Genomic DNA, 26,679 nt, shown 5'->3' with positions numbered 1-26,679 from the left:
GAGGCCGTCTGAAACTCTTCAGCCTTCCCGATAGTGGCATACCCAACGGTCGGTTTTCTCTGAAAGCGTCTCAAGATAGGCGGCAAGGGTATCGTATTGTGCTGCGACGCTGTCCAAGCGGTTGATTTCTCGGCGTGTTTGTTCGCCGTCGGGCATTTCGTCGATGTACCAGCCGATGTGTTTGCGGGCGATGCGTACGCCGGCCACTTCGCCATAAAATTCGTGCATGGCGCGGATGTGGTTCAAAATGGTGGCATTGCATTCTGCCAAGCTCAAGGCCTGCGGTAAAACGCCGTGTTCGGCATAATGTTTTAAATCACGGAAAAGCCACGGCCTGCCTTGTGCGCCGCGCCCTATCATGATGCCGTCGGCAGCGGTTTGTTTGAGGACGGCGGCAGCTTTTTGCGGCGAAGTAATATCGCCGTTGACCCAAACGGGGATGTTCAGACGGCCTTTGGTTTCGGCAATCAGTTCATAACGCGCTTCGCCTTTGTACATCTGCGTGCGCGTGCGACCGTGGATGGCAAGGGCTGCAATGCCTGATTCTTCGGCAATTTTGGCGATGGTCGGCAAGTTTTGATGTTCGTCATGCCAGCCCAAACGGGTTTTGAGGGTAACGGGTACGTCCACCGCGTTGATAACGGCTTCCAAGATTTCGGCAACCAAAGGCTCGTTTTGCATCAATGCGCTGCCTGCCTGCACATTGCAGACTTTTTTGGCCGGGCAGCCCATATTGATGTCAATCACCTGCGCGCCCAAGCCGACGTTGTAACGCGCAGCTTCCGCCATCTGCTTCGGATCACTGCCGGCAATCTGCACGGCCACAACTCCGCCCTCGCCTTCAAAATCGCTGCGGCGCAAGGTTTTTTTGGTATGGCGCAAGCTCGGATCGCTGGTCAGCATTTCGCATACCGCCCACCCTGCGCCAAACTCGCGGCAAATCCGGCGGAACGGTTTGTCCGTAATGCCTGCCATGGGAGCAAGTGCGATGGGGTTGTCAATGAAATAGCCGCCGATGTGCATGATGTGTGCGCCAAATTGAAAGGGCTGAAATTGTACAATTTTTAAGCAACTTTTCCAATCGTATTTACATGTTGCACAATGAAAAAGGCCGTCTGAAACTAAGTTTCAGACGGCCTTTTCAGCCACAATATTTAAATAAACAGCATGACAACCATCTGCACTGCGGCCTGAATCATGGCGATAATCGGCCAAATCAGTTTGGCCAGCAGGCCGGTAAACAACAGAATCAGGATAATCCATGTGCCGTATGGCTCGATTTTACGGAACTGCATGGACTGTTTGGCGTTAAGGAAGGTATCGATAAAAATACCGCCGTCCCAAGGCAAAATCGGAATCAGGCTGAACGCGACCCAAATCGAGTTCACCATCACACCGTAACCGGCCATCTGCACCAATGGCGCTTGATAAGACTCAGGCACATACGCAGAAAATACGACGACAAAGCCCCAAAAGAACGCCAAAATCAGATTGGCAATCGGACCTGAAATCGACACCCAACGCCACGCACGGCGCGGATCGCGGAAATTGCGCGAATCGATGGGCATAGGACGCGCCCAGCCGAACAGAAAACTGCCTATCATCAGACACACCAGCGGCACGACAATCGTACCGACAGGGTCGATGTGCGGCAGCGGATTGAGGGTCAAACGCCCGAACTGCTCGCCGGTATGGTCGCCCCAATACCGCGCCGTATAACCGCGTGCCACTTCGCGCACGGTAATGGCCAACAACACGGGCAATACTGCCAGCAGAAATACACCTAAATCAAAATTTGCAAACATGGTTTTCCTTATCAAACATGCCGTCTGAAAACAAAAAATATCCTTTCAGACGGCCTGAGGCTTTAATCGTCTTCTTTTTTATTCGAACTGAAAAACTCTTTCAGCTCTTTCCAAGTAATGCCCTTACCTTGCGGATTAAATTTGAAGACTGGTTCACTATAAAGTAATGGCGAATATCTTTAATAAAAGGCCTGTCATGCTGAAATTTAACACGCAGTACCAATTCCATAAAGGCTTTCAAACGGCATGATTCATTGCTTCTTGCTATCATACCCAATTCGAGCGTCCTATCTATTTCAAGCCTAAAGGCCGTCTGAAACTTCAATCCAGTTTCAGACGGCCTTTGATTTCCTATTTAAAATGCCTCAGCTGTTTTACAGGCTGTAATACATTTCAAATTCCAGCGGATGCGGTGCCATGCGGATACGGCGGACATCTTCCTCTTTAAAGGCGATGTAGCTGTCGATCCAGTCTTTGCTGAACACGCCGCCGCGCAGGAGGAATTCGTGGTCGGCTTTGAGGGCTGCCAGTGCTTCTTCCAAAGAAGCGCAAACGGTTGGCACCAATGCATCTTCTTCCGGTGGCAGGTCGTACAGGTTTTTATCGGCAGGGTCGCCCGGATGGATTTTGTTTTGAATACCGTCCAAACCGGCCATCAACAAAGCGGCAAATGCCAAGTATGGGTTGGCGGTCGGATCAGGGAAACGCGCTTCGATACGGCGTGCTTTGCTGCTGTTCACAGACGGAATGCGGATGGAAGCGGAACGGTTTTTGGCGGAATATGCCAGTTTGGTCGGCGCTTCAAAGTGCGGCACGAGGCGTTTGTAGGAGTTGGTGGACGGATTGGTAATCGCGTTCAGGGCTTTGGCATGTTTGATGATGCCGCCGATATAATAAAGGGCGGTATCGGACAAACCGGCATAGCCGTCGCCTGAGAACAGGTTTTGACCGTCTTTCCAAATGGATTGGTGAACGTGCATACCGCTGCCGTTGTCGCCCATGATGGGTTTGGGCATAAATGTAGCGGTTTTGCCGAAATTGTGGGCAACGTTTTGAATCACATATTTCATGTCTTGGGTTTGGTCGGCGCGTTTAACCAAAGTGGCGAAACGGGTGCCGATTTCCATTTGGCTGCCGGTACCGACTTCAGAGTGATGGACTTCCACTTCGATGCCGAGTTCTTCCAAAACATTGACCATGGCAGAGCGCAGGTCTTGACCGCAGTCAATCGGCGCAACAGGTGCGTAACCGCCTTTGACGGTCGGGCGGTGGCCGGTGTTTTGACCGTCCAAATGCAGGCCGCTTGACCATGCGCCGCTTTCGGAAGTGATTTCGTAACGGGTTTTGTGCATATCGGTTTCAAATTCTACGCCGTCAAAAACGAAAAATTCAGGCTCGGGGCCGAAATAGGCGGTGTCGCCGATGCCGGAAGATTTCAAATAGGCTTCGGCGCGGCGTGCAATAGAGCGAGGGTCGCGGTCATAGCCTTGGCCGTCAGCCGGATCGATAACGTCGCAGGTAAAGACAACAGTGGTATCGTCGTAGAAAGGATCGACGAAGGCTGTAGCCGCATCGGGACGCAACTGCATATCGGAAGCCTGAATACCTTTCCAACCGCCGATGGACGAACCGTCAAACGCTTGACCGTTTTCGAACCATTCTTCGGGATCGTCGAGGACGATGCGGGCGGGGATGGTAAAGTGGTGCTGCTTGCCTTTGGTATCGGTAAAGCGCAAATCTACGAAGCGGGCTTCGCTTTCTTCAATCAGTTTTACAGCGTCTTTGATGGACATCTTCAGCTCCTGAGGGAATAGGTTTAAGTTGTTATTCTACCACGGTAAGGCCGTCTGAAATACATCAGGGCACCCGTTTTTACGCAATGAAATATAGTTTCAGACTGTTTAATTGTCAACAATTTTACATTACGCTTTCTTAACATAAAGACCGCTATAATAAGCACTCTTTTCTTTTGTTTTTTCAGACCCGTTTTATGAACAACACCCCGCGTTACGCCGTTTTCGGCAACCCTGTTGCACACAGTAAATCGCCGCAAATCCATCAGCAGTTTGCGCTGCAGGAAGGTGCGGCCATCGAATATGGGCGCATTTGTGCCGAAATCGGCGGTTTTGCCGAGGCTGTTGCGGCGTTTCGTGCTGAGGGTGGGCAAGGTGCGAATGTAACCGTTCCGTTCAAACAGGAAGCTTTTGCGCTGGCGGACAAGCATTCCGACCGCGCTTTGGCTGCCGGCGCGGTCAATACGCTGGTGTGGTTGGAAGACGGCAGAATACGTGGCGACAACACTGACGGTATCGGTTTGGCCAACGACATCACGCAGGTTAAAAATATTGCCATCGAGGGCAAAACCATTTTGCTTTTGGGCGCAGGCGGCGCGGTGCGCGGCGTGATTCCGGTTTTGAAAGAACACCGCCCTGCCCGTATCGTCATTGCCAACCGTACCCATGCCAAAGCCGAGGAATTGGCGCAGCTTTTCGGCATTGAAGCTGTCCCGATGGCGGATTTGAACGGCGGTTTTGATATCATCATCAACGGCACATCCGGCGGCTTGAGCGGTCAGCTTCCTGCCGTCAGCCCTGAAATTTTCCGCAACTGCCGCCTTGCCTACGATATGGTTTACGGCGAAGCGGCGCAGGCGTTTTTGAACTTTGCCCAAAGCAACGGCGCGGCCGAAGTTTCAGACGGCCTGGGTATGCTGGTCGGTCAGGCTGCCGCTTCTTACCATATTTGGCGCGGATTTACGCCCGATATCCGCCCCGTTATCGAATACATGAAAGCCCTGTAACCATGTTCCGCATCATCAAATGGCTGATTGCCCTGCCCATCGGCATCTTCATTTTCTTCAACGCTTATGTGTACGGCAACATCATTACCTACCGCGCCGTCGCGCCCAGCAAAACCGCTTTTATGTCCATGCGCATGAGCCAATTTGCAAAAGAAGGCCGCGATGTCGAGCTGGATTACCGCTGGGTGCCTTACGACCAAATTTCCGTCAACCTCAAAAAAGCCCTGATTGCTTCCGAAGACGCCAACTTTGCCGAACACAGCGGCTTTGACTGGAACGGCATCAAATACGCCATGAAACGCAATAAGCAAAGCGGCGAAGTCAAAGCCGGCGGTTCGACCATCAGCCAGCAACTGGCGAAAAACCTGTTTCTCAACGAAAGCCGCAGCTACATCCGCAAAGGCGAAGAAGCGGCAATTACCGCAATGATGGAAGCCGTTACCGACAAAGACCGCATTTTTGAGCTGTATCTGAACTCAATCGAATGGCACTACGGCGTATTCGGCGCGGAAGCGGCATCCCAGTATTTCTACAAGAAACCTGCCTCCGCCCTCACCCGCCAACAAGCCGCCAAACTCACGGCACGCGTTCCGGCTCCGCTGTTTTACGCAGACCACCCTAAGAGCAAACGAATGCACAACAAAACCAATATCATCTTACGCCGCATGGGTTCGGCAGAATTACCTGAAAGCGATATGGATTAATTAAAAAGGCCGTCTGAACATTTCAGACGGCCTTTGTTTTTTAGGCTTTCTCTTCCGGCTCCGGTACATCAAACACTTGACGCAGGTAAGCGAGGAAGGTGTTGTTGGTGGTCATGGTTTTGCCCGGGGAGTCGGAGAGCTTGGCAACAGATTGGCCGTTACACTCGACAAGCTTCAAGACAATGTTCAAAGGCGTGTGTCCCAAATCATTGGTCAGGTTGGTACCGATACCGAAACTGGTTTTGAAACGGTCTTTGAAGTATTGGTGCAACGCCCATGAACGCTCAATATCGAGGCCGTCTGAAAAGGTCAGCATTTTGGTGCGGCTGTCGATTTTGAGTTTTTTGTAATGCTCGTAGGCTTTGTCGCCCCAAACATAAGGATCGCCGCTGTCGTGGCGCAGGCCGTCGAAGAGTTTGGCGAAGTAGAGGTCGAAGTCGCGCAAGAAGGCATCCATGCCGACCACGTCGGTCAGGGCAATACCGAGGTCGCCGCGGTATTCGTGTACCCAGCTTTCCAGAGCGGCTTTTTGGAAATTGCGCAAACGTACGTCCAAGGCTTGGAAGGCTTGGAGGAACTCATGCGCCATGGTGCCGATGGGTGTGATGCCGATTTTTTTGGCGAGATAAACGTTGCTGGTACCGCGTACAATGTCGGGAGCGGCTTCCAGCAAGGTGCGGATAACGTGTTCCTGCCATGCGAGGGTATAGCGGCGGCGCGTGCCGAAATCGGAAATAAGGAACGGCGGATCATTCGGATTTTGTGTAGCTGCAATTTCTTTCAGCTGTTGTGCTTTGGCCTGCAAACGGCGCTCGCCTTCTTCGATGACGGCAGGCGTTTCCAAGCGTCGGAAATAGAGTTCGTTGACGATGGCAAGAATGAAAATCTCGAAGAACATCGCCTGTATCATCGGGCCTTCGATGCGGATGTTCAAACGGCCTTGGTCATCAGGGCTGACTTGGACAAAGCGGCGTTGGAGCTGGAAAAGTTCGAGATAATCGACAAAGTCGCTTTTGATAAAGCGCAGGCTGCGCAGATAGTCGAGTTCGTCATGGGTAAAGCGCAGCTGGCACAGGGCGTTGAGCTCGCGTTCCAAGTCTTCTTGAATATCGGCCAGCGGATACACCATCTCTTTGTTGCGGCAGCGGAATTCGTAGAGGCTGTGGGTTTGCGGGAATTGGTGCAACACGACTTGCAGCATGGTGAATTTGTACAGGTCGGTATCAAGCAGGGATTGGATAATGGGCTGATAAGCAGACATAAGTTTTCTCTGAGTAAACGTGGGCGTTGAGGTATCAATTTTAATGGGAAAGGCCGTCTGAAAGAAACCTTATTCAGACGGCCTTTATCTTATTAATCCAGCTGCGCTACGGAAACCGGCAAAGAGCGGATGGTAGACAACATCGTGCTGGCATCTTTTTGCTGTTTGCGGAACGCGGCCATATTGGTCGGGGTCAATTTCGGCGTCGGCAGGGCGACGGTAGTCGGGTTGACCGGCTGGCCGTTGACGCGTGCTTCGTAGTGCAGGTGCGGGCCGGTCGAACGGCCGGTTGTACCGACAAAACCAATCACTTCGCCGGCGCGGACTCTGCCGTCGGCAGGGCTGAACGCGCTCATGTGACCGTACAGGGTTTCCACACCGTTGGCATGTCGGATCATCACGGTATTGCCGTAGCCGCCTTTCCAACCTTTGAAAATCACTTCGCCGTCGGCAGCAGCCTTAATAGGCGTACCGGTCGGCGCGGCATAGTCGATACCGGTGTGCATACGAACGGTATGCAAAACCGGATGGACACGGTAGCCAAACGGGGAAGAAATGCGCGTGTATGCAACAGGCTCGGTATTAAAGCCTTCTTTTTGTTGCAGGGACTTACCGTTTTGGTCGTAGTAGCTGCCGCTTTCTTCGTCGCCTTTGCCTTGGCTGTAATAATAGGCTTGGTAGGTTTTGCCGTCTTTAACCACTTCAGCCGCCAAAATATCGCCGACCGCCATTTGTTGGCCGCGGAAATACATGCTGTTGTACAAAAGACGCACGGTATCGCCTTCTTTCAAATCGCTCATATTAAACGAGTCGGCAAAGATTTCTTTGAGCTGGATATACACTTCGGAAGGGATTTCGGCACGGAGCATATCGCCGATGGCGGAAGTGCGAATTTGCACGGAGCGCAGGGTCGGCATGGTTTTCATGTCGATTTCGGCATTGGAGATGCGCCATTTGCCTTTGACTTTTTCCAAAGCGACCAAGTTGCGTTCCAATTCTTCATCGGTAAAGAATTGAACGTCGGTCACTTGGCCTGAAGAATCGATGCGGATGTTGACGGATTGGTTGGTCCGCAGGTTTTTCATGTCGAGGTTGGCATTGTTTTTCGCCATGATTTGCTTGATGTCTTCTTGGTTGACACCCATGCGCGTCAAAACGTCTGCCAAAGAGTCGCCGGCTTGGACGGCTTCTTGCGCCCAATAGCTGGATTGGTAGGTATTGGTTTCCACATAAACGGCAGGCAGCTCTTCGGAAATACGCTCGACTTTGAAATCGGTTTGTGCAGGTTGAGGGTCGGTAATGGCGTATGCGGTCATGATGCCCGAAGTCGGCAGCAGAAACGCTAAGAGGGTTGCTTTGAATCGAGTGGAATATTTGTTTTTAATCACGCGTTATCCTTAATGGGGCGGTCTGTTTTTGAGGTTTGCAGAATGCCGGCACATCCGGCCTGCTGCGACCGCCTGCTGGTTTAAACAGTTTTGGGGATAAAGGACTTTGAGTCTTTTTTCCGATCTGAAAATCAGGTTTTCATTCGGAATGAATGAGGTCGTGTTTGAGATTGACGTTATTATCAGGGCTATTGTGTTGATTTACACCCTGTTTTTCTGAAATTTACGCCACGCATTTTAGCATGGCAGCCCGTTTTTTCCAAACCGGCCGTCTGAACGGCTCTTTTTGAGTACGTGAGGGCAAGGTTCCGAAACGCATCATTTGTCGCGTAAAATAACGGTTTTTCTATCTATTTGCGCTTATGAAGCTGACCCTCGCCCTCCCCTCGCTCAACCGCTTTGCCGACGAATCCGTCCCTGAGCTTGCCTTACCTGCTTTTAACCGTCTTTTGCGTTATGGCACATTACGCAAAGAAACACTCAGGCCGTCTGAATTTTACGGACGCCATTTGTGGAACGGCAGCCTCATTGCCCAAGTGCAACGTTTACGCCACACAAGCCAAAAACGCGCGGCCGCTTTTGCCTCTCCGGTTTGGCAACAGATGGGCATGCACCATGTCAACATTATCAGCGGCGAGTTTATCGGCATCCAAAAAGAGGAGGCGCAACGGTTATGTGCGGATTTGTCGGCGTTTTATCAAGATAAAGATTGGCAATTCGAGCCGCTTTGCGAAAGCATGTGGCTGCTCAGTATGCCGACGATAGAAGATTGGGGCGCGGAATGTGTTTTGGATGTGTGCGGGCAGCCGGAAATGGACGGTCAGGCGCACGGCCAAGATGCGGTGTCTTGGTTGGCCATGCAGACGGAAATCCAAATGTTTCTCCACACGCATCCGATTAACCAAGCGCGTGAACAACAAGGATTGCCGGAAATCAACGGTTTGTGGCTGTGGAACGATGCGAACGGTACACAGTCTGCGGATATTGTCGCTTCAGACAGCGCATGGGCGCGTTTTTCAGATACGCCCAAACTCGATGCGCCGTATGATTTGAAGGCTTGGTTTGAGATGGTTCAAGAAACAGGCAACACGGTTTCAGACGGCCTTATCTTTTTGGACGACTTGGTTTCCACCTTACAGACAGGCGATGTTTGGGCATACAAAGATATTTTGGAAAGCTGGGAAACCCGTTGGTTTGCGCCTTTATGGGACGCTCTTGATTCAGGCCGTCTGAAAACCGTGTGCATTGCCACAGACGGCGAAAACGGCGGCACGCTGGAAATCGGCCGCCGTTCAAAATGGGCGTTTTGGCGCAAAGCTAAAACGTTTAACGGATCGTGGTAAGCGGTTTTAAGCCTCCAACGCCTCCAATTTGGCCGAAATTTTGTCCCACACATCCTGCAACGGAATCGCTTTCAACAAACGGGTCGGATCGTTGGTATCGATGCTGTCGGGGTGAGGCAGTTCGGCATAATCGCCGGCATAAATGACTTCCGCCTGCTCGGAATACGGACGCCATTTATCCACCCATGACGCGCCAAACAAAGCGATTTGCGGTTTATCCAAAGCTGCAGCGATGTGCATCGGTGCGGAATCGACACCGACAAACAGCTTGGCGCCCTCAATGGCCGCCGCCAATTCACGCAGGCTCAAACATCCGGACAACACATATACTTTTCTGCCTTCCGGAATATTCAGACGGCCTATAATTTCCTGAAGCATGTATTGTTCGACAGTGTCGGGAGAAGCAGTCAATACGACATTCTGTCCGCTGTTGAGCAGAAGTTGTACGATGGCGGCGTTTTTGCCGTCTTCCCAACATTTGAAATGCCAACGCGCACCCGGGTGCAGTAACACATAATCTTCACCGCTCCACCCCTGCTCACGCAATTTCTGCTGCATGCTTTCCCTTGCATCTTGTGCTACCCAAAGGCGTACCTTCGCATCGGCGACGTCTTCAGGCTGGATAAGCGGCGCAAGGATATTCAATTGGTTTTCAACGATATGATGGCTGGGATCAAGCTCATGGTTGATAAAATCATGACAGAAACGCCACCAAAAACCGTCGCGCTTAATGCAGTCCAAACCCACGCTGCAACGAGCACACAGTTTGGCGATTATTGCCGCGCGCCATTGATCGGACAGATTGAAGGCCCAGTCGTAATCGCGTGCCTTCAGCTTAGACAAAAGGTTTTTCTCACACGCCAACTGCTTGAATACGCCCAGCTTCTTCCAATTTCGATCAATGGTAAAAATCTGCGCAATCTGCGGATTATCGGCAATCAGCTGTCCCGTACCGGCATACACCAGCATATCGATTTCGCAATCGGGGAAATGGGTTTTCAGCGCATCGACCACCGGCGTGCTCAAAAGCACATCGCCATGATGGCGCAATTTGATGATCAGAATACGTTTGGGTTGGGCTAAAGACATACAAATACTTTCAGACGGCCTGTTGATTGGCTGCTATTGTAAAGCGGAAAACAGGTTTCATAAAATACAAAACAGGCCGTCTGAAACCTATCTTGCTGATTCATCGCTATAAAATCCGCACAAGCTATTCAATTTATATTACAATCCGCACCCCGTGGTTCGAAAACCTCCCACATTAAAAAACTAAGGAAACCTCATGTCCCGCAACAACGAAGAGCTGCAAGGCATCTCCCTTTTGGGCAACCAAAAAACCCAATACCCGAGCGAATACGCGCCTGAAATTTTGGAAGCGTTCGACAACAAACATCCCGACAACGACTATTTCGTCAAATTCGTCTGCCCCGAGTTCACCAGCCTCTGCCCGATGACCGGCCAGCCCGACTTTGCCACCATCTACATCCGCTACATCCCCCATATCAAAATGGTGGAAAGCAAATCACTGAAACTCTATCTCTTCAGCTTCCGCAACCACGGCGACTTCCATGAAGACTGCGTCAACATCATCATGAAAGACCTCATCGCCCTGATGGATCCAAAATACATCGAAGTATTCGGCGAATTCACACCGCGCGGCGGCATCGCCATTCATCCGTTTGCCAACTACGGCAAAGCAGGCACAGAGTTTGAAGCTTTGGCACGCAAACGCCTGTTTGAGCACGATGCACAATAACCCTGTTCAGACGGCCTAACGCCCTTTTCATGGCAAGAATTTCTCTATTGCACAGTCTCGCAAGGCTTCATACCTTCTGAAAAACTTCCGAAAGATTTCCATGTACGAATTTACCGCCGCACAGCAGAAGAAAGCGCTCTTCTGGCTGGTGCTTTTCCATATTTTTATTATTGCCGCCAGCAACTATCTGGTGCAGTTCCCCTTTCAAATTTTCGGTATCTTTACCACTTGGGGCGCATTTTCCTTTCCCTTTATCTTCCTCGCTACCGACCTGACCGTGCGCATTTTTGGTGCGCCGTTGGCGAGACGGATTATTTTTTGGGTAATGTTCCCCGCCCTGCTGCTCTCTTACGTCTTCTCCGTCCTCTTTCATGACGGCAACTGGACAGGCTGGGCATCTTTGGCCGAATTTAACACCTTCGTCGGCCGTATCGCATTGGCCAGCTTTTCCGCCTATGCGCTCGGGCAAATCCTCGATATTTTCGTGTTCAACAGATTACGCCGTCTGAAATCATGGTGGATTGCCCCCACCGCTTCCACCGTTGTCGGCAATGCTTTGGACACGCTGGTGTTTTTCGCCGTTGCCTTTTATGCGAGCAACGATGAATTTATGGCGGCAAACTGGCAGGGCATCGCATTTGTCGATTATCTGTTCAAACTCGCCATCTGCACCCTCTTCTTCCTGCCTGCCTACGGCATCGTATTGAGCATCTTGACCAAAAAACTGACTTCCTTAAACGTCCGTCAAGAAATGCCCGAATCGGTTTTAGCCGAATAAGCAGTAGATAAAAAACAAGGCCGTCTGAAACTTTGATCGTTCAGACGGCCTTTTATGTTTTCAAATGATTAACCGGTCAATTGTTTGGTAATCAGTTTTTTCAGCGGCGGGAAGTTATTGCTTGCACGCAATACCAAACCGCGCAGCAGTTTTGCTGGAGCAGTTTCATTGGTAAAGAGTTTCAGCAGCATATTGGTGCCGTGGTAAATCGGATGGGCGTGTAGCATATGCTTGGTGCTGTATTTTTCCAGCAGGCTCTTCGCACCAATATCCTGACCGCGTTGCTCGGCTTCGAGAACCAATTTAGCCAAAAGATCGGCACTTGCCAGACCCAAGTTGAAGCCGTGCGCAGTAACCGGATGCATACCGACTGCGGCATCGCCGATCAACGCGCTGCGTTTGCCGTAGAAACGTTGGGCAATCATACCGACCAAAGGATAATTGTGAATGGTGCTGACCAGTTCCATATCGCCCAAACGGCCTTTGAGTTGCTCTTTCACACTGGCCGCCAATTCTTCCGGCGACATGTTTTTAATCGTTTCGGCTTTATCGCTGTCCACCGTAATCACTGTATTGGTCAAGTGTTCTTCCAAAGGCAGCAACGCAATGGTACGGCCGTAGTGGAAGCATTCATAGGCGGTATGCAGGTTGGACAGAGTATGCTTCATGCGGCACACAAACATGGTACGGCTGTAATCGTGCATATCGGAAGAAATGCCCAATTGACGGCGCGTTTGCGAGAAACGGCTATCGGCGGCCAACAACAGACGGCTGGTCAATACTTCGCCGCTTTCCAAAATAACTTGCGCCTCATCGTCAGAAGTTTTGACTTCTTTAACATTGGTGCCGGTCAGAATTTTGACGTTGTCCAATTTGGACACGACTTCATAAGCGGCTTTGCGGATATTGTGGTTGGAGATCAAATAGCCCAAGCAGTCTGCAGGCTCGCCGCGCGCCTGAGTCGGTTGCGGGAAATGGAGCTGGTAATCGGAATGACCGTTCAACACTTTGGCATCGCGCAAAGGATAAATTTCGTCTTTTGGAATCAAATCCCACATACCCAATCGCTGCATGATTTCGCGCGACAAGTGCGTCAGTGCGATTTCACGGCCATCATACGGCGGATTTTGCAACACTTCTAAAGGACTTCTTTCAATCAGGGTTATGTTCAAGCCACTTCCGGCCAACTCTGCGGCAAAACTTAATCCGGCAGGGCCTGCGCCGACGACGAGAATATCACTATGTAAGCTCATGGGAGGAATTCCTTGTATTCAACTGATACGGATTTTTTCAGACGGCCTTAAGTTTACTGTGTTTAGCTACATGAGGGTAAATCAAAGGCATTTGATAGATTATATAGAAAGAGTCAATAGAATAAAACAAAGGCCATCGATTATAAGCACGTTTTTACTTTGGCCTTAATATAAATCAAGCTTCACGACATACGGATTTTATCAAACAGACAAAACAGTCTGACAAACAAAAACCGCATTCCGAAAAGGAATGCGGCTTTCAATCGTAAAACGATTATTCTTCAGAACCGGTGTAAGGACGGATGCTGACGGTTTTACGGTTCAGCGCGCCTTTGGTTTTGAATTCAACGTAACCGTCGACTTTAGCAAACAAAGTGTGGTCTTTGCCCATGCCTACGTTGTCACCTGCGTGGAATTTAGTACCACGTTGACGAACGATGATAGAGCCTGCCGGAATCAGCTCGTTGCCGTAGGCTTTAACGCCCAAGCGTTTGGCTTCTGAATCGCGACCGTTGCGGGTGCTACCGCCTGCTTTTTTACTTGCCATTTGTAATACTCCTGAACTTACTTGAAATTAGGCGATTGCCACGATTTCGATTTGGGTGAAATTTTGGCGATGGCCTTGGCGTTTTTGGTAGTGTTTGCGACGACGCATTTTGAAAATGCGTACTTTCTCGCCACGACCATGAGCAACGACTTTAGCTGTTACTTTTGCGCCTTCGATAAAAGGTGCGCCTACTTTTACAGATTCGCCGTCAGCAATCATCAAAACTTCAGTCAGTTCGATTTGGCTGTCGAGTTCGGCTGGTATCTGTTCTACTTTCAATTTTTCGCCAACGGAAACTTTGTATTGTTTACCGCCGGTTTTTACGACCGCGTACATACTCAACTCCATGAGAATTAGGTTAACATTCCGCACACCATGTGCGAAACGAGCTATTCTATTTCTATTTGCCTGTTTTGTCAAAATTTATTTTATTTACAAGTGAAAAGGCCGTCTGAAAGATATGTTGCATGCTTTTTAACTGATATAATCACGCGCTGGATTGCTGATATCTTTATGCAACGTTATTACCCCGACCGAATGTACGGGTTTAAACAGATTCATTGGAGCCCCGCTCCGTTTTATCAACAGAGAATGTTTTATGCTCGAAAACCTGCCTTACTTCCAACGCCACCTGCCCGATGACCTTGCCAAAGTTAATGCGGTCATCAACCAAGCTGTTCAATCCGATGTTGCGCTGATTTCGCAAATCGGCACATACATCATCAGCGCGGGCGGTAAGCGCCTGCGTCCGATTATTACCATTTTGGCAGGCAAAGCAGTCGGGCATGACGATGAAAAACTGTACTCGCTGGCAGCAATGGTGGAATTCATCCACACCTCCACCCTCCTGCACGACGATGTCGTCGATGAAAGCGAGTTGCGCCGCGGCCGTAAAACGGCAAACAACCTCTTCGGCAACGCGGCGGCTGTTTTGGTCGGCGACTTCCTATATACACGCGCCTTCCAACTGATGGTTGGTTCGGGCAGCATGCGTATCTTGGAAGTGATGGCAGATGCGACCAACATCATCGCCGAAGGCGAAGTCATGCAGCTGATGAACATCGGTAATACGGATATTACCGAAGAGCAATACGTCCAAGTTATCCAATACAAAACAGCCAAATTGTTTGAAGCTGCCGCGCAAGTCGGTGCAATTTTGGGCAAGGCTTCCCCTGAACACGAGCAAGCCTTGAAAGACTACGGCATGTATGTCGGTACGGCTTTCCAAATCATTGACGATGTATTGGACTATTCTGGCGAAACCGAAGAAATCGGCAAAAACGTCGGCGACGATTTAGCAGAAGGCAAACCTACCCTGCCATTGATTTACCTGATGAGAAACGGCTCCGAGCAGGCAGCCAACGATGTGCGCCATGCTTTGGAAAATGCCGACCGCAGTTATTTTGAAAAAATTCACGACTATGTCGTCAACTCCGACGCTTTGCCGTATTCGATTTCCGAGGCGAAAAAAGCCGTCGACAAAGCCATCGCTTCATTGGACGTGTTGCCTGACAGCGAAGTCAAAGATGCCATGATCCAACTGGCAAAAGAATCCTTGGCTCGAGTATCTTAATCCAATGAATTTCAGCTTTGTCCCTTTGTTTCTGGTTACGCTGATTTTTTTAGGCGTTGTCAGCAACAACAACTCGATTACGATTTCGGCGTCCGTCTTATTGCTGATGCAGCAAACCGCTTTGTCGCAATACATTCCCTTCGTGGAAAAACACGGCTTGCAAGTGGGCATCATTATACTGACCATCGGCGTATTGAGTCCGCTGGTTTCCGGCAAAATACAGATTCCGCCGCTGTCCGAGTTTCTCAATTTCAAAATGATTGCCGCCGTCCTTATCGGCATATTTGTCGCTTGGCTTGCCGGACGCGGTGTTCCATTGATGAGCGAACAGCCTGTTTTGGTAACCGGATTATTAATCGGCACAGTCATCGGCGTTGCCTTCGTCGGCGGCATTCCGGTCGGCCCTTTGATTGCCGCGGGCTTATTGTCTTTTGTTGCCGGAAAGGTTTAAAATCCCCTCCTTTAACGCCTCGCCATAGTTCAACGGATAGAACGTATGCCTCCTAAGCGTAAAATACAGGTTCGATTCCTGTTGGCGAGGCCACTATTTCAATAAAAGCCTTTCATACTTTGAAAGGCTTTTTTTATTATCAACAAATAAAGGCCGTCTGAAACTTTTCAGACGGCCTTTTCATTTTGCCAAACCGTTAACCCGGACGACCATCCGAACGCGGACGGATCAACCAAGGAATATATTTCCATGCGTACAACAGCAGAGACACGGCAAACAAAGCGGCGGAGCAACGGATACTGTGCGTGTATGCCGTACCGCTCACAAAGGTAGCCAAAACACGGATAACCGTTGCGGCAATCATCAGCCAAAAGGCGACAGGAACCACTTTAGGTGGCGGATAAATAGAGTTGCCGGTATGGCCAAGCGCAGTTCGTGCCATCATACCCAAAGTCAGCACGCCGATACCGCCAACGCCGATAAGGTGTACGCCCAGATTCAAGAAGCTTGAAATCCAATAAGAAAGACCGACAGCAATCAAGCCCAAACCTGTAAACAGATAGCCGGCAAACAAAATCCAAAGCATAGGCTCTTTCAGTACGGCTTTATACCACCAACGATATACTTGTACGGTAAAAATCACACCTGCAGCAATAGAGCATAAAGCAGCCAATTTCGGCAATATGTTATGAGCCATCATCATAGCAGTCAGCATAGGCAGCCAAAGCGATGCGTGCGCTACCCACTGAGGGCTGGGAATTTGCGGCACGTTCAACCGTTTGGACGTAAAGAACGAGATAATCCGCATACCGATCAAACCGATAAAACCGGCCACCATAATCAACCCGGATTGCAAACCGGTCATCAGTGCGATGGCATCAAACGGCTGCATTTTCATATGGAACGCAAAATGGGTACCGCCCAAAACAAAAATAGCAAATACGGCAACATAGTTGCGCTTGTTTTGAGAACGGATTACCGGCAAAGCCATGCACACCGCGCCATACCAGAAAAAGATCGTGCCGAATATGCCGCTTGCCGTTGCACCCCAGCCGGGAATAAACACACACAAACGCGCAAGCAGCCAAAATGCGGTCAAACCTGCCAACGCCTTACCGCGCGTGGGCGGCTGGCCAGTCCAAGTTGCCACTGCTGTCAGCAAGAATGCAATGACAACCAATCCGGCGTAGCCCCAAATCATTTCATGGGCATGCCAATACAAACCCGGCAATTCAGGCGTACCCTGATAGCCGAAGCCCCAAAGCAATATAGACAATGCGCCATACAAAGCCGCCAACGAATAAAACGGGCGGAAGGCCATTGCCCATACGGGATGTTTGAACAAATCGTTCATGGTGGTTCCTTCAATTTTTATATCATCATAAAACAGCAACAGAGGCCGTCTGAAACTTTTCAGACGGCCATCGATTCCCTTTCCTATTACACATTCTCAGGCAAAGGCAAAAAAGGTTCAATCGCAGGAAAAAGCTCGCGTTCCTCAAAACGCGCATGATCGCGCAAAGTTACCGCAAAATCCTTATTCCATGATTCATTCATATATTCAGGATGAGCCATCATCGCACGCAACTTGGCATGATCGCCTTCAAAACGCTGCCTCAACGCCGGATCAACCTTATCCCAATACGGCGCGAACATGGTTTCCTCTTCCAAAAAATGTGGCTCAAGTTCCGCAAAATGAGGATCCAGCTCTGCTTGATGGCTTTGCTCCGGCGTACGCAGAAGACGGACGCACAACGACAGCGAGCCATGATGCTCACGGGAAAGTTCTATTAAGGCAGGGTGGCGTTTCAAGGGTTTCATAAGTTCGTTATAATGGCAACAGTTTGTCAAACTGGATTAATTTAAATGTTTCAGATATTATGAAACCCAATCCCACATAAAGTCAAACAGCCCCTCTCCAAGCAATACGCTTTTGACATATAATAAAAATATCTAAAGAGCCAGCCATGTATCTGACCCAACATACCGATTACGGATTGCGCGTATTGGTTTATACCGCCATCAATGATGACACCCTCGTCAATATCAGCACCATTGCCGAGACTTACAATATTTCCAAAAGCCATTTAATGAAAGTGGTTACCTCATTAGTCAAAGGCGGATTTCTGGTCAGCGTGCGCGGCAAAGGCGGCGGTTTGCGCTTGGCGGATGTTCCTGAAAAAATCAACATCGGCGCAGTCGTCCGCCATCTTGAGCCGATGCAGGTTGTCGAATGCATGGGCGACAACAACGAATGCCTTATCACCCCATCCTGCCGACTAACCGGCATCATTACCGGCGCCATCAAAGCCTTCTTCAACCATTTAGATCAATACTCCCTGCAAGATCTTTTGGACAAACCAACCTACGACATACTCTATACCCCGCGTATCCCCATCAACGAAATAAGCCGAATAGTTGATTAAGTCTTCAGGCCGTCTGAAAAACAGTCCAGCTATATCGAAATAATCATCAGCCTTTCGATATAGGCGCATGTGGTATTACTCGGAAAAATAAAAAATGCCGTCTGAAATTAAGATTTTCAGACGGTATTGGTTTATAAAAAACCCTGCGGCTTAAATAAACGACTTTCATTTGATAGGTTAATTTTTATACTGAATACGTCAAATATGAGACAACAGAAAACCATAAAATAAGAATAATCATAGCAACCGTAAAATTTATTCTTAATATTTTCAAATAAAATTTATTGGATATTTTTTGTATTCCAAACAGCACTCTGAAAAATTTAAATTGCATACTTCCAATAAATAGATATTCAAAAAAACCTATATCCACCCCTTCTGATTTTAATATTTTATATACCATTACTGAATTAATTATAATTGCAATAAAATAAAAAAATATTAAACAAAACAGAAAATAAGGCAATAACTCCACCAAACTACTCCTTCTTTTTTAAAAAGAATTTTCCCTAAAAAATATATTGGACGACATAACCAAATTGCTATACTCGACATTATATTCCAACCCTTCACAAACCAATAAATACAAAAATGCCCGAAGCCAAAAGCCTCGGGCATTTTTAATATTTGGTGGGTCCGGTGGGTTTCGAACCCACGACCAAGGGATTATGAGTCCCCTGCTCTAACCCCTGAGCTACAGACCCGTCAAGAGTAGAAGCGGATTATAGCATAACTTGTTGCTTGTTCAAGATGCCGGGCAAATGTTTCAGACGGCCTGTTGGTTTTCTATTCGGACATTATGCCGATACGCCCAATACTTCCCAAACTTTCAAAGCGTCCGATGTTGCTTTGACATCGTGAACACGGATGATTTGCGCGCCTCTAGCCACTGTGGCCAAAGCGGCTGCGACGCTGCCGTGTACGCGTTTGGCGGCATCTTGTTCGCCTGTCAGCTCGCCAATCATGCTTTTGCGCGATATGCCGATCAGAAGGGGGAATCCGGTTGCTTCCATCAACTCAGGCAAATGTTGTATCAGGGTAATGTTGTGTTGCAGGTTTTTGCCGAAACCGAAGCCGGGGTCGAGCGTGATGCGTTCAGGGTCAATGCCTGCTTGAACGCATTCTGCCGCGCGTGCTTTTAAATAACGCGCGATTTCTTCGACGACATCTTGATATTGCGGATTAAGCTGCATGGTTTTGGGCAAACCCTGCATGTGCATGAGACACACGCCTGTCTTCGGCTGTTGCGCCAATAATGCGACTGCGCCTTCATCACTCAATGCGGCAACATCGTTGATAATATCGACGCCGCCTTGCGCCAAGGCTTTTTCCATGATTGCCGTGTGGCGCGTGTCCAAGCTGACGGGAACATTCCACTTGGCCACTTCCGCCAAAACCGGCTGCACTCTGGCCCATTCTTCTTCGAGAGAAACACCATCCGAACCCGGGCGGGTAGATTCGCCGCCGATATCAAGAATATCCGCGCCGTCTTTCAGCAGCTGCTCGGCATGTGCCAATGCTGTTGAGACATTTTGCGAATAGGTGCCGCCATCGGATAATGAATCGGGGGTCAGATTGACGATGCCCATGATTTTCGGTTTGTCCAAGGCGATTTCAAATCGGCCTGCCTGCCAAATGCGTGTGTTCATAATGCGTCCATTGATGAAATAATAGGATAGAGGCCGTCTGAAATTTTTCAGACGGTCTTTAGGTTTTGACTTCAAACAGTCAATTACATTCCGCCGTAATTCGGCCCGCTTGCGCCTTCGGGACAAATCCAAGTGATGTTTTGCGTCGGGTCTTTGATGTCGCACGTTTTGCAGTGTACGCAGTTGGCGGCGTTGATTTGCAGGCGCGGGCTGCCGTTTTCTTCGACGATTTCATATACACCAGCCGGACAATAGCGGGTTTCGGGCGAGGCGTATTCTTTGTAGTTTACGTCTATCATGACCTGCGGATTTTTCAGCACCAAATGGTCGGGCTGGTTTTCTTCGTGCGCAAGGTTGGCAAGGAACACGCTGCTCAAGCGGTCGAAGGTCAACACGCCGTCGGGCTTCGGATAATCAATCGGTTTGCATTCGGCTGCTTTTTTGAGCTGCTCGTTGTCTTTGCCGTGATGTTTCAAAGTCCACGGGGCTTTGCCTCTGAAAATCATCTGGTCGATACCGGTATAGATTGAGCCGAGGTAAACGCCCCATTTGAATGACGGACGGACATTGCGCGCGGCGTAAAGCTCTTGATACAGCCAGCTTTGTTCAAAACGTTGCTGATAATCCACTGCCTCTTTGCCGCTGTCGAAGCTTTCCACTTCTTCAAGGTTTTCCAACAAGGGGAACACGGCTTCTGCGGCGAGCATAGCGGATTTCATCGCAGTATGAATACCTTTGATACGCGGCATATTGAGGAAACCCGCCGCATCGCCGACCAAAACGCCGCCTTTGAACGAGAGTTTCGGCAGGCTTTGCAAACCACCTTCAATCAGCGAACGCGCGCCATACGCGATACGGCGGCCGCCTTCAAAGGTTTTGCGGATTTCAGGATGGGTTTTGAAACGTTGGAACTCTTCAAACGGCGACAGATAAGGGTTTTGATAATCCAAACCGACCACAAAGCCGACAGCGACTTTGTTGTCATCAAAGTGATAAATAAACGAGCCGCCGTAGGTTTTGCTGTCTAGCGGCCAGCCTGCACTGTGCATGACCAAACCGGGCTGATGTTTTTCAGACGGCACTTCCCAAATTTCTTTAATGCCCAAGCCGTAAGTTTGCGGCTCGCTGTTTTGGTCGAGCTGGAAGCGTTCGATGATTTGCTTGGAAAGCGAGCCACGGCAGCCTTCGGCAAATATGGTTTGTTGCGCCCAAAGCTCCATGCCGGGCTGGAAACTGTCGGTCGGCTCGCCGTCTTTGCCCACGCCCATATTGCCGGTCGCAATGCCTTTAACCGAACCGTCTTCGTGATACAGCACTTCGGCGGCGGCAAAGCCCGGATAGATTTCCACGCCCAAATTTTCCGCTTGCTCCGCCAACCAGCGCACGACTTCGCCCAAGCTGGCAATATAGTTCGCATGGTTGTCGAAATTCGGGGTAACCGGCAGGTTGAAGGCTTTTTTCTCGGTCAGGAACAAAACCCTGTCCTTCGTCACTGTACGCGTCAGCGGCGCTCCTTTTTCTTTCCAATCAGGAATCAGCTCATTCAAAGAAATCGGATCGATGATGGCGCCTGCAAGCGAGTGCGCACCGGCCTCCGAACCCTTCTCCACCACGCAAACGCTGATTTCGCGTCCATTCTTTTCGGCAAGCTGCTTGAGTTTGATGGCGGCAGACAAACCCGACGGGCCTGCGCCGACAATCACGACATCGTATTGCATACTGTCGCGTTTGATGGTTTCTGTCATAGTGGTTCCTGTATTGTCATTATTCAATTTAATCCGCTAATTATACAGCCTGGACATATAGTTACCAAATACAACAAAAGGCCGTCTGAAACTTTACTCAAATTTCAGACGGCCTTTATTGTGTTCAAAAGGATTATTGCGCCTTGGTTTCCGTTACAAAACCAATTTTGCTGATACCAGCTTCGCGCGCCGCTTGCAAGGCTTGGTTGACATAATCGTATTCAACCGCTTTATCCGCCGCAATCGCCACAATCACATCTTCGTTTTTCGCTTTGGCCTCTTTCAGCTTGGCAGTTACCGTTGCCAAATCCACTTTGGTATCCGAATCGCCGCCAACGACGTAAGCACCACTGGCATCAATGCTCAAACGCAAAGGATCTTTAGGTTGCTGCTTATCTTCTTTCGCCGCTTTTTCCGAAGCAGTCGGCAACTCCAAAGGAATCGAGTGGGTCAGCACCGGCATGGTAATCATAAATACAATCAGCAACACCAGCATCACGTCCACCAAAGGTGTAACGTTAATATCCGACATCGGCGCATCATCGCCGGAATTCATTGATCCGAAAGCCATGGTTTAGTCCTTTTGGTTCAGGAGGCGGACATGCAGGTCATGTGCAAATGCGTCCATATCTTGCGCGATGGTTTTTGTACCACGGTTGAGGAAGTTGTACGCCAATACGGCCGGAATCGCCACAAACAGGCCGACAGCAGTCGATACCAAAGCTTCGCCAATCGGACCGGCTACCGCAGCAATACTCATCTGGCCGCTTTCGCTGATGCCGATCAAGGCATGGTAAATACCCCAAACAGTACCCAACAGGCCGATAAACGGAGCGGTTGCACCGATGGAGGCCAAAGCGGTCATACCGTAGTCGAACTGGCGCATGGTTTGGGTCAAACTGTTACGGATGTGAACGACCAAGTATTCGTTCAAAGGCAATTCGTCAATCAGCGATTTGCTCGTCGTTTGACGGTAGTTTTGGTATGCGCGCAGAGACTCATCGGCAACACTACTCATCGGTGCTTCTACCGCTTTGGCTTTTTGTACGGCATCAGCCAGCGTAAACGCATTCAGCATCAACTCTTTTACCTGAGCATTGCCTTTTTTCGCTTTGCGGTATTTGATGCAGCGAATCACAATGACGCTCCAAGTTACCACACTCATCAACAACATCAGGACAAATACACCAATCAGTACCACATCACCTGATTTGAAAACTAAACTTAAATCCATAATTTTTCCAAGTTAAAAATAAAATTAAAATTCCTATCGGGTCATTTAAAATCATTTCCCAACAGCATATATTTTCTAATCAATCAGCTTAGGCCTAGATACTTATTCGAGCGTGAATTTGACAGGTACTTTAAATTCAGTCCAAACGCTTGCATTACAGCTGCCATCTTTAACGGCTTTACGCGCTGCATTATCCAGACGACTATAACCACTTGATTTATTTACACTGATTGAATCCACTTTACCGCCGGGACCAACCAAGACTTTCAAAACAACCAAGCCTTCTTCACCATTTTCAGTAGATAGTGAAGGATACGGAGGTCTTGGAATATGGCAGGTTCCTTTTGCAGGATTGCCTTTACTGCTGCCGGCACCTGTACCGCTGCCACCACCTCCGCCACCGGTACCGGAACCATGTTCGCCTTTCGCACCGCCGCTGCCGGATCCGCTGCCTTCGCCACGGCCGCTGCCTGTACCTTTCGTACCGCCGCCGTTGCCTTTTCCTTCTCCGCCCAAGGCTTTGCCTTCGCCGTTGCCTTTACCGTTTTCCGCAGTATTCGGTCCGGTTTTGCTGCCTGAGTATTCAGATGCTTTGGGAGATGGTTTAGGTTCTGCCTTCGGCTCTGGTTTTGGTTCAGGTTTTGGCTCGGGCTTCTGCTCAGGTTTGGGTTCCGGCTTAGGCTCGGGCTTAGGTTTTTCGATAGGTTTCGGTTTTTCCTTTTGCTGTACGATATCCGCTTTTTCTTTTTTCGTTACCACAGGTTTGATAACGGGTTTGGGCGGCTCGACAGGCTTAGGTTTGGGTTTCGGCTTGGGTTTCGGTTGTTCAGGGGTTGGCTCGGGTGCGGCTGGTGCCCCTTCGCCCTCAGGGCTGCCGTCGCCACCGCCGAAATCGCCCAAATCGACAAATTCAATATTCGCCATTTCGACAGGAGGCGGTTTGTGCGCGTGCCATAAAAGTGCAACCAAGCCGACGTGAATCAACGCAACGGAAGTCACGACGGCTGGAGTTAAAATTCGTTTTTTATCCATAATTCCGTTATGTTAATAGCAACAATTCCCGTTTGCAAGTCGTTTTACAGTCAAAATAAGCATTAATGCTTATATAGAAAGTTTATAGACCTGCTGTTTTAAAGGCTGCATATCATAATATGATATTAGCTCTCATTACTAATATTATCAAACAAGCGGTCATCTGAAAAGATAAACGGTATTGCAAAAGCCTTCGCTTCTTACAATCTTTATGCTATCCGCACATCAGACCAATATTGAAACCTCATCAGACCGATAAAAATTCAAATGGTTTCAAATTATCTGTATTTTTTATTCATAAAACATCAGGCCGTCTGAAAACATTCTTTCAGACGGCCTGACTCAAACAAAATTATTTTTTCCGTTTCGCCCTTGGGTGCGCCTCATCATAAACGCGCGCCAAATGATCAAAGTCCAGCTTTGTATAAACTTGCGTAGCGGAAAGATTGCTGTGTCCCAACAATTCCTGCACAGCGCGGATATCGCCCGATGCCTGCAAAAGATGGGTTGCATAGCTGTGACGCATCATGTGCGGCGAGATATGACTGGCACTGCCCACGCGCACCGCCCAAGCCTGCAGGCGTTTTTGGATTTGACGTTGCCCCAGCCTGCCACCGTTCTTATTGGTGAACAAGGCCTGTTCGCCCTCTTTGGCAATACGCACCGCCAAATAATCGCGCAATGCCGCAATGCTTTTAGCCACCAAAGGTACTTGCCGCTGCTTGCCGCCTTTACCCTTCACACTGGCCCAGCCTTCGTCCAAGACGATACCGTCCAGATTCAAACCTTGTATCTCGCTCAGGCGCAAACCGCTGCCATACATCAATTCAAACATGGCCTTATCGCGCACATCCAACTCGTCATCAACAGGCGCATGGTCAAGAATATGGTTTAAAGGCTCTTGCGGCAACGCTTTAGGCAGGCGTTCAGGCAGGCGCGGCGCTTTCATATTAAATGTCGGGTCGCTTTCCATGACTTCTATCTGCACCAGCCAACTACAATACTGCCTCCACACCGACAATTTCCGCGCCAAGCTGCTTTCGCTCAAGCCCTTTTGCGACAGCTTTTTCAATACTGCCACAAAATCACGGCGCGTCGGCAGGCCGTTTTCAAAATTATCGGGCAACAGGCGCATCAATTCACTCAAATCGCGCCGATAAGCGGAAATGGTATGCTCCGACTTGCCTTGTTGCAGCAAGGTTTTCAGATAGCGTTCAAGATGAAGCGCAAAATTGTTTGATTCCGCCATTTCAGACGGCCTCCAATACCGTTTTCAATGCCGAAGGCAGACGGCAAACTCGTTGCTTGCCATAATCGAAACACACTATGCCTGTCTGCACTTTCGCCAGCACAAGGCAGTCTGAAATCCTGCGGATACGGTACAGCAAAGAAAAGCCCACTCCGACCACGCCCGCCGCTCCCATTTCTACCGACAGCTCATCGCCATGATGACCTTGCGCCAAATACTGCACCGCCGCATCCGCCATAATCAGGCCTGCCCCTCCGGCATCCATTTCGCTCCAACCCAATGTCGCCAGCCAACGCATTCTTACTTCATGGCACAAACGCAACACCGCATCGTTCGCCAGATGACCGCCATAGTTCACATCGCCCACCTGCACCGTCAAGGCCGTCTGAAACAAAGGCTTATCACACTCGGCCACCGAAATCCTATCCATTTTGCACACCCGTTTTCAATACTCTGCCATTATAAACCGAGACCCTGTTCGTTAATATATAAAAACAATGTAACAGCTTGTAGTTTTTCATTTCAAAAAACATTATAATTTATCGGATAAATTTACCCTTCACTACCTCAGGAGCTCCTCATGGCACTCGTATCCATGCGCCAATTATTGGACCATGCAGCCGAAAACAGCTACGGTCTGCCCGCATTCAACGTTAACAACCTCGAACAGATGCGCGCCATCATGGAGGCGGCCGACCAAGTCAACGCCCCCGTTATCGTTCAAGCATCCGCAGGCGCACGCAAATACGCAGGTGCCCCATTCCTGCGCCATCTGATTTTAGCAGCAGTCGAAGAATTCCCGCACATCCCTGTGGTAATGCACCAAGACCACGGCGCATCTCCTGACGTGTGCCAACGCTCCATCCAACTGGGCTTCTCCTCTGTAATGATGGACGGCTCGCTGATGGAAGACGGCAAAACCCCTTCTTCTTACGAATACAACGTCAATGCCACCCGTACCGTCGTTAACTTCTCCCACGCTTGCGGCGTGTCCGTTGAAGGCGAAATCGGCGTATTGGGCAACCTCGAAACCGGTGAAGCCGGCGAAGAAGACGGCGTAGGCGCAGTGGGCAAACTTTCCCACGACCAAATGCTGACCAGCGTTGAAGATGCCGTACGTTTCGTTAAAGATACCGGCGTTGACGCATTGGCTATTGCCGTCGGCACCAGCCACGGCGCATACAAATTTACCCGTCCGCCCACAGGTGATGTATTGCGTATCGACCGCATCAAAGAAATCCACCAAGCCCTGCCGAACACCCACATCGTGATGCACGGCTCCAGCTCCGTTCCGCAAGAATGGCTGAAAGTCATCAACGAACACGGCGGCAAAATCGGTGAAACCTACGGCGTACCGGTTGAAGAAATCGTCGAAGGCATCAAACACGGCGTGCGCAAAGTCAACATCGATACCGACTTGCGCCTCGCCTCTACCGGTGCCATCCGCCGCTTCATGGCAGAAAACCCATCCGAATTCGACCCGCGCAAATACTTGAGCAAAACCGTCGAAGCCATGAAACAAATCTGTCTCGACCGCTACCTCGCATTCGGTTGCGAAGGCCAAGCCGACAAAATCAAACCGATTTCTTTGGAAAAAATGGCAACCAAATATGCCAAAGGCGAATTGAACCAAATCGTTAAATAATTCGTATATCGGATTCACACTAAGGCCGTCTGAAAAC

27 protein-coding genes, 2 tRNA genes and 1 riboswitch are annotated in these 26,679 nt (G+C 49.6%); of the genes, 10 read left to right on the top strand and 19 right to left on the bottom strand.

The window, feature by feature from the left end:
- Nucleotides 1–18: 18 nt before the first annotated feature.
- The 3 genes from dusB to glnA all read right to left on the bottom strand — a co-directional run bounded on the left by dusB (nucleotide 19) and on the right by glnA (nucleotide 3,598).
- A complete protein-coding gene (gene dusB, locus ACTHSX_RS04365; protein ID WP_440376914.1) occupies nucleotides 19–1,023 on the bottom strand; it encodes a tRNA dihydrouridine synthase DusB in 1,005 nt (334 codons plus the stop codon).
- A 131-nt stretch (nucleotides 1,024–1,154) separates the two neighbouring features.
- Nucleotides 1,155–1,805: a site-2 protease family protein gene (locus tag ACTHSX_RS04360; RefSeq protein WP_049328871.1), complete on the bottom strand. Its 651-nt coding sequence runs from the start codon at nucleotides 1,803–1,805 to the stop codon at nucleotides 1,155–1,157.
- A 374-nt stretch (nucleotides 1,806–2,179) separates the two neighbouring features.
- On the bottom strand, nucleotides 2,180–3,598 hold the full coding sequence (gene glnA, locus ACTHSX_RS04355; RefSeq protein ID WP_188208682.1) for a type I glutamate--ammonia ligase: 1,419 nt from the start codon (nucleotides 3,596–3,598) through the stop codon (nucleotides 2,180–2,182).
- 197 nt (nucleotides 3,599–3,795) lie between these two features.
- On the opposite strand from glnA, the gene aroE reads away from it, so the two are divergent.
- Nucleotides 3,796–4,605 (top strand): shikimate dehydrogenase, encoded by an 810-nt coding sequence (gene aroE, locus ACTHSX_RS04350; protein ID WP_188208683.1) that lies wholly within the window; start codon nucleotides 3,796–3,798, stop codon nucleotides 4,603–4,605.
- A gap of 2 nt (nucleotides 4,606–4,607) precedes the next feature.
- Nucleotides 4,608–5,309 (top strand): monofunctional biosynthetic peptidoglycan transglycosylase, encoded by a 702-nt coding sequence (gene mtgA / locus ACTHSX_RS04345; protein ID WP_003684244.1) that lies wholly within the window; start codon nucleotides 4,608–4,610, stop codon nucleotides 5,307–5,309.
- A gap of 40 nt (nucleotides 5,310–5,349) precedes the next feature.
- On the opposite strand, the gene pncB is transcribed toward mtgA, so the two are convergent.
- A complete protein-coding gene (gene pncB, locus ACTHSX_RS04340; protein WP_440376913.1) occupies nucleotides 5,350–6,570 on the bottom strand; it encodes a nicotinate phosphoribosyltransferase in 1,221 nt (406 codons plus the stop codon).
- Nucleotides 6,571–6,662: 92 nt separating this feature from the next.
- Entirely contained in the window at nucleotides 6,663–7,958 is a 1,296-nt protein-coding gene (locus tag ACTHSX_RS04335; RefSeq protein ID WP_049321990.1) for a M23 family metallopeptidase, read from the bottom strand.
- 362 nt (nucleotides 7,959–8,320) lie between these two features.
- On the opposite strand from ACTHSX_RS04335, the gene ACTHSX_RS04330 reads away from it, so the two are divergent.
- Nucleotides 8,321–9,301, top strand: coding sequence for a hypothetical protein (locus ACTHSX_RS04330; RefSeq protein WP_049321988.1), 981 nt, complete (start codon nucleotides 8,321–8,323; stop codon nucleotides 9,299–9,301).
- A gap of 6 nt (nucleotides 9,302–9,307) precedes the next feature.
- On the opposite strand, the gene rfaQ is transcribed toward ACTHSX_RS04330, so the two are convergent.
- Nucleotides 9,308–10,390 (bottom strand): putative lipopolysaccharide heptosyltransferase III, encoded by a 1,083-nt coding sequence (gene rfaQ / locus ACTHSX_RS04325; RefSeq protein WP_308538508.1) that lies wholly within the window; start codon nucleotides 10,388–10,390, stop codon nucleotides 9,308–9,310.
- A 148-nt stretch (nucleotides 10,391–10,538) separates the two neighbouring features.
- Nucleotides 10,539–10,583: riboswitch (PreQ1 riboswitch) on the top strand.
- Between the two features lie 3 nt (nucleotides 10,584–10,586).
- Here rfaQ and queF point away from each other — a divergent pair.
- On the top strand, nucleotides 10,587–11,060 hold the full coding sequence (gene queF, locus ACTHSX_RS04320; protein WP_003748427.1) for a preQ(1) synthase: 474 nt from the start codon (nucleotides 10,587–10,589) through the stop codon (nucleotides 11,058–11,060).
- 100 nt (nucleotides 11,061–11,160) lie between these two features.
- A complete protein-coding gene (locus tag ACTHSX_RS04315; RefSeq protein ID WP_070585051.1) occupies nucleotides 11,161–11,838 on the top strand; it encodes a 7-cyano-7-deazaguanine/7-aminomethyl-7-deazaguanine transporter in 678 nt (225 codons plus the stop codon).
- A gap of 68 nt (nucleotides 11,839–11,906) precedes the next feature.
- Here the strand turns inward: ACTHSX_RS04315 and ubiM are convergent, their stop codons facing one another.
- The 3 genes from ubiM to rplU form a co-directional block, all read right to left on the bottom strand.
- Nucleotides 11,907–13,091, bottom strand: coding sequence for a 5-demethoxyubiquinol-8 5-hydroxylase UbiM (gene ubiM, locus ACTHSX_RS04310; RefSeq protein WP_293212161.1), 1,185 nt, complete (start codon nucleotides 13,089–13,091; stop codon nucleotides 11,907–11,909).
- A gap of 274 nt (nucleotides 13,092–13,365) precedes the next feature.
- On the bottom strand, nucleotides 13,366–13,638 hold the full coding sequence (gene rpmA, locus ACTHSX_RS04305; protein WP_002212328.1) for a 50S ribosomal protein L27: 273 nt from the start codon (nucleotides 13,636–13,638) through the stop codon (nucleotides 13,366–13,368).
- A 27-nt stretch (nucleotides 13,639–13,665) separates the two neighbouring features.
- Nucleotides 13,666–13,974, bottom strand: coding sequence for a 50S ribosomal protein L21 (gene rplU, locus ACTHSX_RS04300; RefSeq protein ID WP_002216394.1), 309 nt, complete (start codon nucleotides 13,972–13,974; stop codon nucleotides 13,666–13,668).
- 262 nt (nucleotides 13,975–14,236) lie between these two features.
- On the opposite strand from rplU, the gene ispB reads away from it, so the two are divergent.
- From ispB to ACTHSX_RS04285, 3 genes are all read left to right on the top strand, one after another.
- Complete coding sequence (gene ispB / locus ACTHSX_RS04295; RefSeq protein WP_070850774.1) at nucleotides 14,237–15,211, top strand: octaprenyl diphosphate synthase; 975 nt, start codon at nucleotides 14,237–14,239, stop codon at nucleotides 15,209–15,211.
- A 4-nt stretch (nucleotides 15,212–15,215) separates the two neighbouring features.
- A complete protein-coding gene (locus tag ACTHSX_RS04290) occupies nucleotides 15,216–15,662 on the top strand; it encodes a DUF441 domain-containing protein (protein WP_440376912.1) in 447 nt (148 codons plus the stop codon).
- An 18-nt stretch (nucleotides 15,663–15,680) separates the two neighbouring features.
- A tRNA-Arg gene (locus ACTHSX_RS04285) sits at nucleotides 15,681–15,755 on the top strand.
- Nucleotides 15,756–15,858: 103 nt separating this feature from the next.
- On the opposite strand, the gene ACTHSX_RS04280 is transcribed toward ACTHSX_RS04285, so the two are convergent.
- Nucleotides 15,859–17,016, bottom strand: coding sequence for an NnrS family protein (locus tag ACTHSX_RS04280; protein WP_440373084.1), 1,158 nt, complete (start codon nucleotides 17,014–17,016; stop codon nucleotides 15,859–15,861).
- A gap of 86 nt (nucleotides 17,017–17,102) precedes the next feature.
- Complete coding sequence (locus tag ACTHSX_RS04275; RefSeq protein WP_137041134.1) at nucleotides 17,103–17,483, bottom strand: hemerythrin domain-containing protein; 381 nt, start codon at nucleotides 17,481–17,483, stop codon at nucleotides 17,103–17,105.
- Between the two features lie 146 nt (nucleotides 17,484–17,629).
- On the opposite strand from ACTHSX_RS04275, the gene ACTHSX_RS04270 reads away from it, so the two are divergent.
- The gene (locus tag ACTHSX_RS04270) at nucleotides 17,630–18,088 is read left to right on the top strand and encodes an RrF2 family transcriptional regulator (protein ID WP_440376911.1); all 459 of its coding nucleotides are present in this window, start codon (nucleotides 17,630–17,632) and stop codon (nucleotides 18,086–18,088) included.
- A gap of 628 nt (nucleotides 18,089–18,716) precedes the next feature.
- On the opposite strand, the gene ACTHSX_RS04265 is transcribed toward ACTHSX_RS04270, so the two are convergent.
- From ACTHSX_RS04265 to ACTHSX_RS04230, 8 genes are all read right to left on the bottom strand, one after another.
- Nucleotides 18,717–18,792: transfer RNA gene (locus ACTHSX_RS04265), tRNA-Ile, on the bottom strand.
- A gap of 93 nt (nucleotides 18,793–18,885) precedes the next feature.
- Nucleotides 18,886–19,737: a dihydropteroate synthase gene (folP, locus tag ACTHSX_RS04260; protein ID WP_440376910.1), complete on the bottom strand. Its 852-nt coding sequence runs from the start codon at nucleotides 19,735–19,737 to the stop codon at nucleotides 18,886–18,888.
- Nucleotides 19,738–19,820: 83 nt separating this feature from the next.
- Nucleotides 19,821–21,482, bottom strand: a complete 1,662-nt coding sequence (locus ACTHSX_RS04255; protein WP_070630613.1) for an electron transfer flavoprotein-ubiquinone oxidoreductase — start codon at nucleotides 21,480–21,482, stop codon at nucleotides 19,821–19,823.
- 133 nt (nucleotides 21,483–21,615) lie between these two features.
- Entirely contained in the window at nucleotides 21,616–22,053 is a 438-nt protein-coding gene (locus ACTHSX_RS04250) for an ExbD/TolR family protein (protein WP_003686804.1), read from the bottom strand.
- Nucleotides 22,054–22,056: 3 nt separating this feature from the next.
- Complete coding sequence (locus tag ACTHSX_RS04245) at nucleotides 22,057–22,716, bottom strand: MotA/TolQ/ExbB proton channel family protein (protein WP_063076153.1); 660 nt, start codon at nucleotides 22,714–22,716, stop codon at nucleotides 22,057–22,059.
- A gap of 102 nt (nucleotides 22,717–22,818) precedes the next feature.
- Nucleotides 22,819–23,748: an energy transducer TonB gene (locus tag ACTHSX_RS04240; RefSeq protein ID WP_440376909.1), complete on the bottom strand. Its 930-nt coding sequence runs from the start codon at nucleotides 23,746–23,748 to the stop codon at nucleotides 22,819–22,821.
- Between the two features lie 352 nt (nucleotides 23,749–24,100).
- Complete coding sequence (locus tag ACTHSX_RS04235; RefSeq protein ID WP_440376908.1) at nucleotides 24,101–24,997, bottom strand: tyrosine recombinase XerC; 897 nt, start codon at nucleotides 24,995–24,997, stop codon at nucleotides 24,101–24,103.
- Between the two features lies 1 nt (nucleotide 24,998).
- Complete coding sequence (locus ACTHSX_RS04230; protein ID WP_440376907.1) at nucleotides 24,999–25,427, bottom strand: acyl-CoA thioesterase; 429 nt, start codon at nucleotides 25,425–25,427, stop codon at nucleotides 24,999–25,001.
- A 150-nt stretch (nucleotides 25,428–25,577) separates the two neighbouring features.
- Between ACTHSX_RS04230 and fba the strand changes: the two genes are divergently transcribed.
- Nucleotides 25,578–26,642: a class II fructose-bisphosphate aldolase gene (gene fba / locus ACTHSX_RS04225; protein WP_003686828.1), complete on the top strand. Its 1,065-nt coding sequence runs from the start codon at nucleotides 25,578–25,580 to the stop codon at nucleotides 26,640–26,642.
- Nucleotides 26,643–26,679: the final 37 nt, after the last annotated feature.

It is taken from the genome of Neisseria sp. P0014.S002 (assembly GCF_051958295.1).
Taxonomy (GTDB): Bacteria; Pseudomonadota; Gammaproteobacteria; order Burkholderiales; family Neisseriaceae; genus Neisseria; species Neisseria flavescens_B.
This window is presented reverse-complemented; position numbering and strand designations above follow the sequence as displayed.

Bases quoted from the DNA above. Each gene is read 5' to 3' on its own strand.
- ACTHSX_RS04230 (WP_440376907.1), bottom strand. From the start codon at position 25,427: ATGGATAGGATTTCGGTGGCCGAGTGTGATAAGCCTTTGTTTCAGACG.
- ACTHSX_RS04235 (WP_440376908.1), bottom strand. From the start codon at position 24,997: ATGGCGGAATCAAACAATTTTGCGCTTCATCTTGAACGCTATCTGAAA.
- ubiM (WP_293212161.1), bottom strand. From the start codon at position 13,091: ATGAGCTTACATAGTGATATTCTCGTCGTCGGCGCAGGCCCTGCCGGA.
- pncB (WP_440376913.1), bottom strand. From the start codon at position 6,570: ATGTCTGCTTATCAGCCCATTATCCAATCCCTGCTTGATACCGACCTG.
- ACTHSX_RS04280 (WP_440373084.1), bottom strand. From the start codon at position 17,016: ATGAACGATTTGTTCAAACATCCCGTATGGGCAATGGCCTTCCGCCCG.
- ACTHSX_RS04270 (WP_440376911.1), top strand. From the start codon at position 17,630: ATGTATCTGACCCAACATACCGATTACGGATTGCGCGTATTGGTTTAT.
- ACTHSX_RS04275 (WP_137041134.1), bottom strand. From the start codon at position 17,483: ATGAAACCCTTGAAACGCCACCCTGCCTTAATAGAACTTTCCCGTGAG.
- rplU (WP_002216394.1), bottom strand. From the start codon at position 13,974: ATGTACGCGGTCGTAAAAACCGGCGGTAAACAATACAAAGTTTCCGTT.
- ACTHSX_RS04360 (WP_049328871.1), bottom strand. From the start codon at position 1,805: ATGTTTGCAAATTTTGATTTAGGTGTATTTCTGCTGGCAGTATTGCCC.
- ACTHSX_RS04245 (WP_063076153.1), bottom strand. From the start codon at position 22,716: ATGGATTTAAGTTTAGTTTTCAAATCAGGTGATGTGGTACTGATTGGT.
- aroE (WP_188208683.1), top strand. From the start codon at position 3,796: ATGAACAACACCCCGCGTTACGCCGTTTTCGGCAACCCTGTTGCACAC.
- ACTHSX_RS04315 (WP_070585051.1), top strand. From the start codon at position 11,161: ATGTACGAATTTACCGCCGCACAGCAGAAGAAAGCGCTCTTCTGGCTG.
- ACTHSX_RS04290 (WP_440376912.1), top strand. From the start codon at position 15,216: ATGAATTTCAGCTTTGTCCCTTTGTTTCTGGTTACGCTGATTTTTTTA.
- dusB (WP_440376914.1), bottom strand. From the start codon at position 1,023: ATGCACATCGGCGGCTATTTCATTGACAACCCCATCGCACTTGCTCCC.
- rfaQ (WP_308538508.1), bottom strand. From the start codon at position 10,390: ATGTCTTTAGCCCAACCCAAACGTATTCTGATCATCAAATTGCGCCAT.
- folP (WP_440376910.1), bottom strand. From the start codon at position 19,737: ATGAACACACGCATTTGGCAGGCAGGCCGATTTGAAATCGCCTTGGAC.
- ACTHSX_RS04255 (WP_070630613.1), bottom strand. From the start codon at position 21,482: ATGACAGAAACCATCAAACGCGACAGTATGCAATACGATGTCGTGATT.
- glnA (WP_188208682.1), bottom strand. From the start codon at position 3,598: ATGTCCATCAAAGACGCTGTAAAACTGATTGAAGAAAGCGAAGCCCGC.
- ispB (WP_070850774.1), top strand. From the start codon at position 14,237: ATGCTCGAAAACCTGCCTTACTTCCAACGCCACCTGCCCGATGACCTT.
- ACTHSX_RS04330 (WP_049321988.1), top strand. From the start codon at position 8,321: ATGAAGCTGACCCTCGCCCTCCCCTCGCTCAACCGCTTTGCCGACGAA.
- ACTHSX_RS04240 (WP_440376909.1), bottom strand. From the start codon at position 23,748: ATGGATAAAAAACGAATTTTAACTCCAGCCGTCGTGACTTCCGTTGCG.
- ACTHSX_RS04250 (WP_003686804.1), bottom strand. From the start codon at position 22,053: ATGGCTTTCGGATCAATGAATTCCGGCGATGATGCGCCGATGTCGGAT.
- rpmA (WP_002212328.1), bottom strand. From the start codon at position 13,638: ATGGCAAGTAAAAAAGCAGGCGGTAGCACCCGCAACGGTCGCGATTCA.
- queF (WP_003748427.1), top strand. From the start codon at position 10,587: ATGTCCCGCAACAACGAAGAGCTGCAAGGCATCTCCCTTTTGGGCAAC.
- fba (WP_003686828.1), top strand. From the start codon at position 25,578: ATGGCACTCGTATCCATGCGCCAATTATTGGACCATGCAGCCGAAAAC.
- mtgA (WP_003684244.1), top strand. From the start codon at position 4,608: ATGTTCCGCATCATCAAATGGCTGATTGCCCTGCCCATCGGCATCTTC.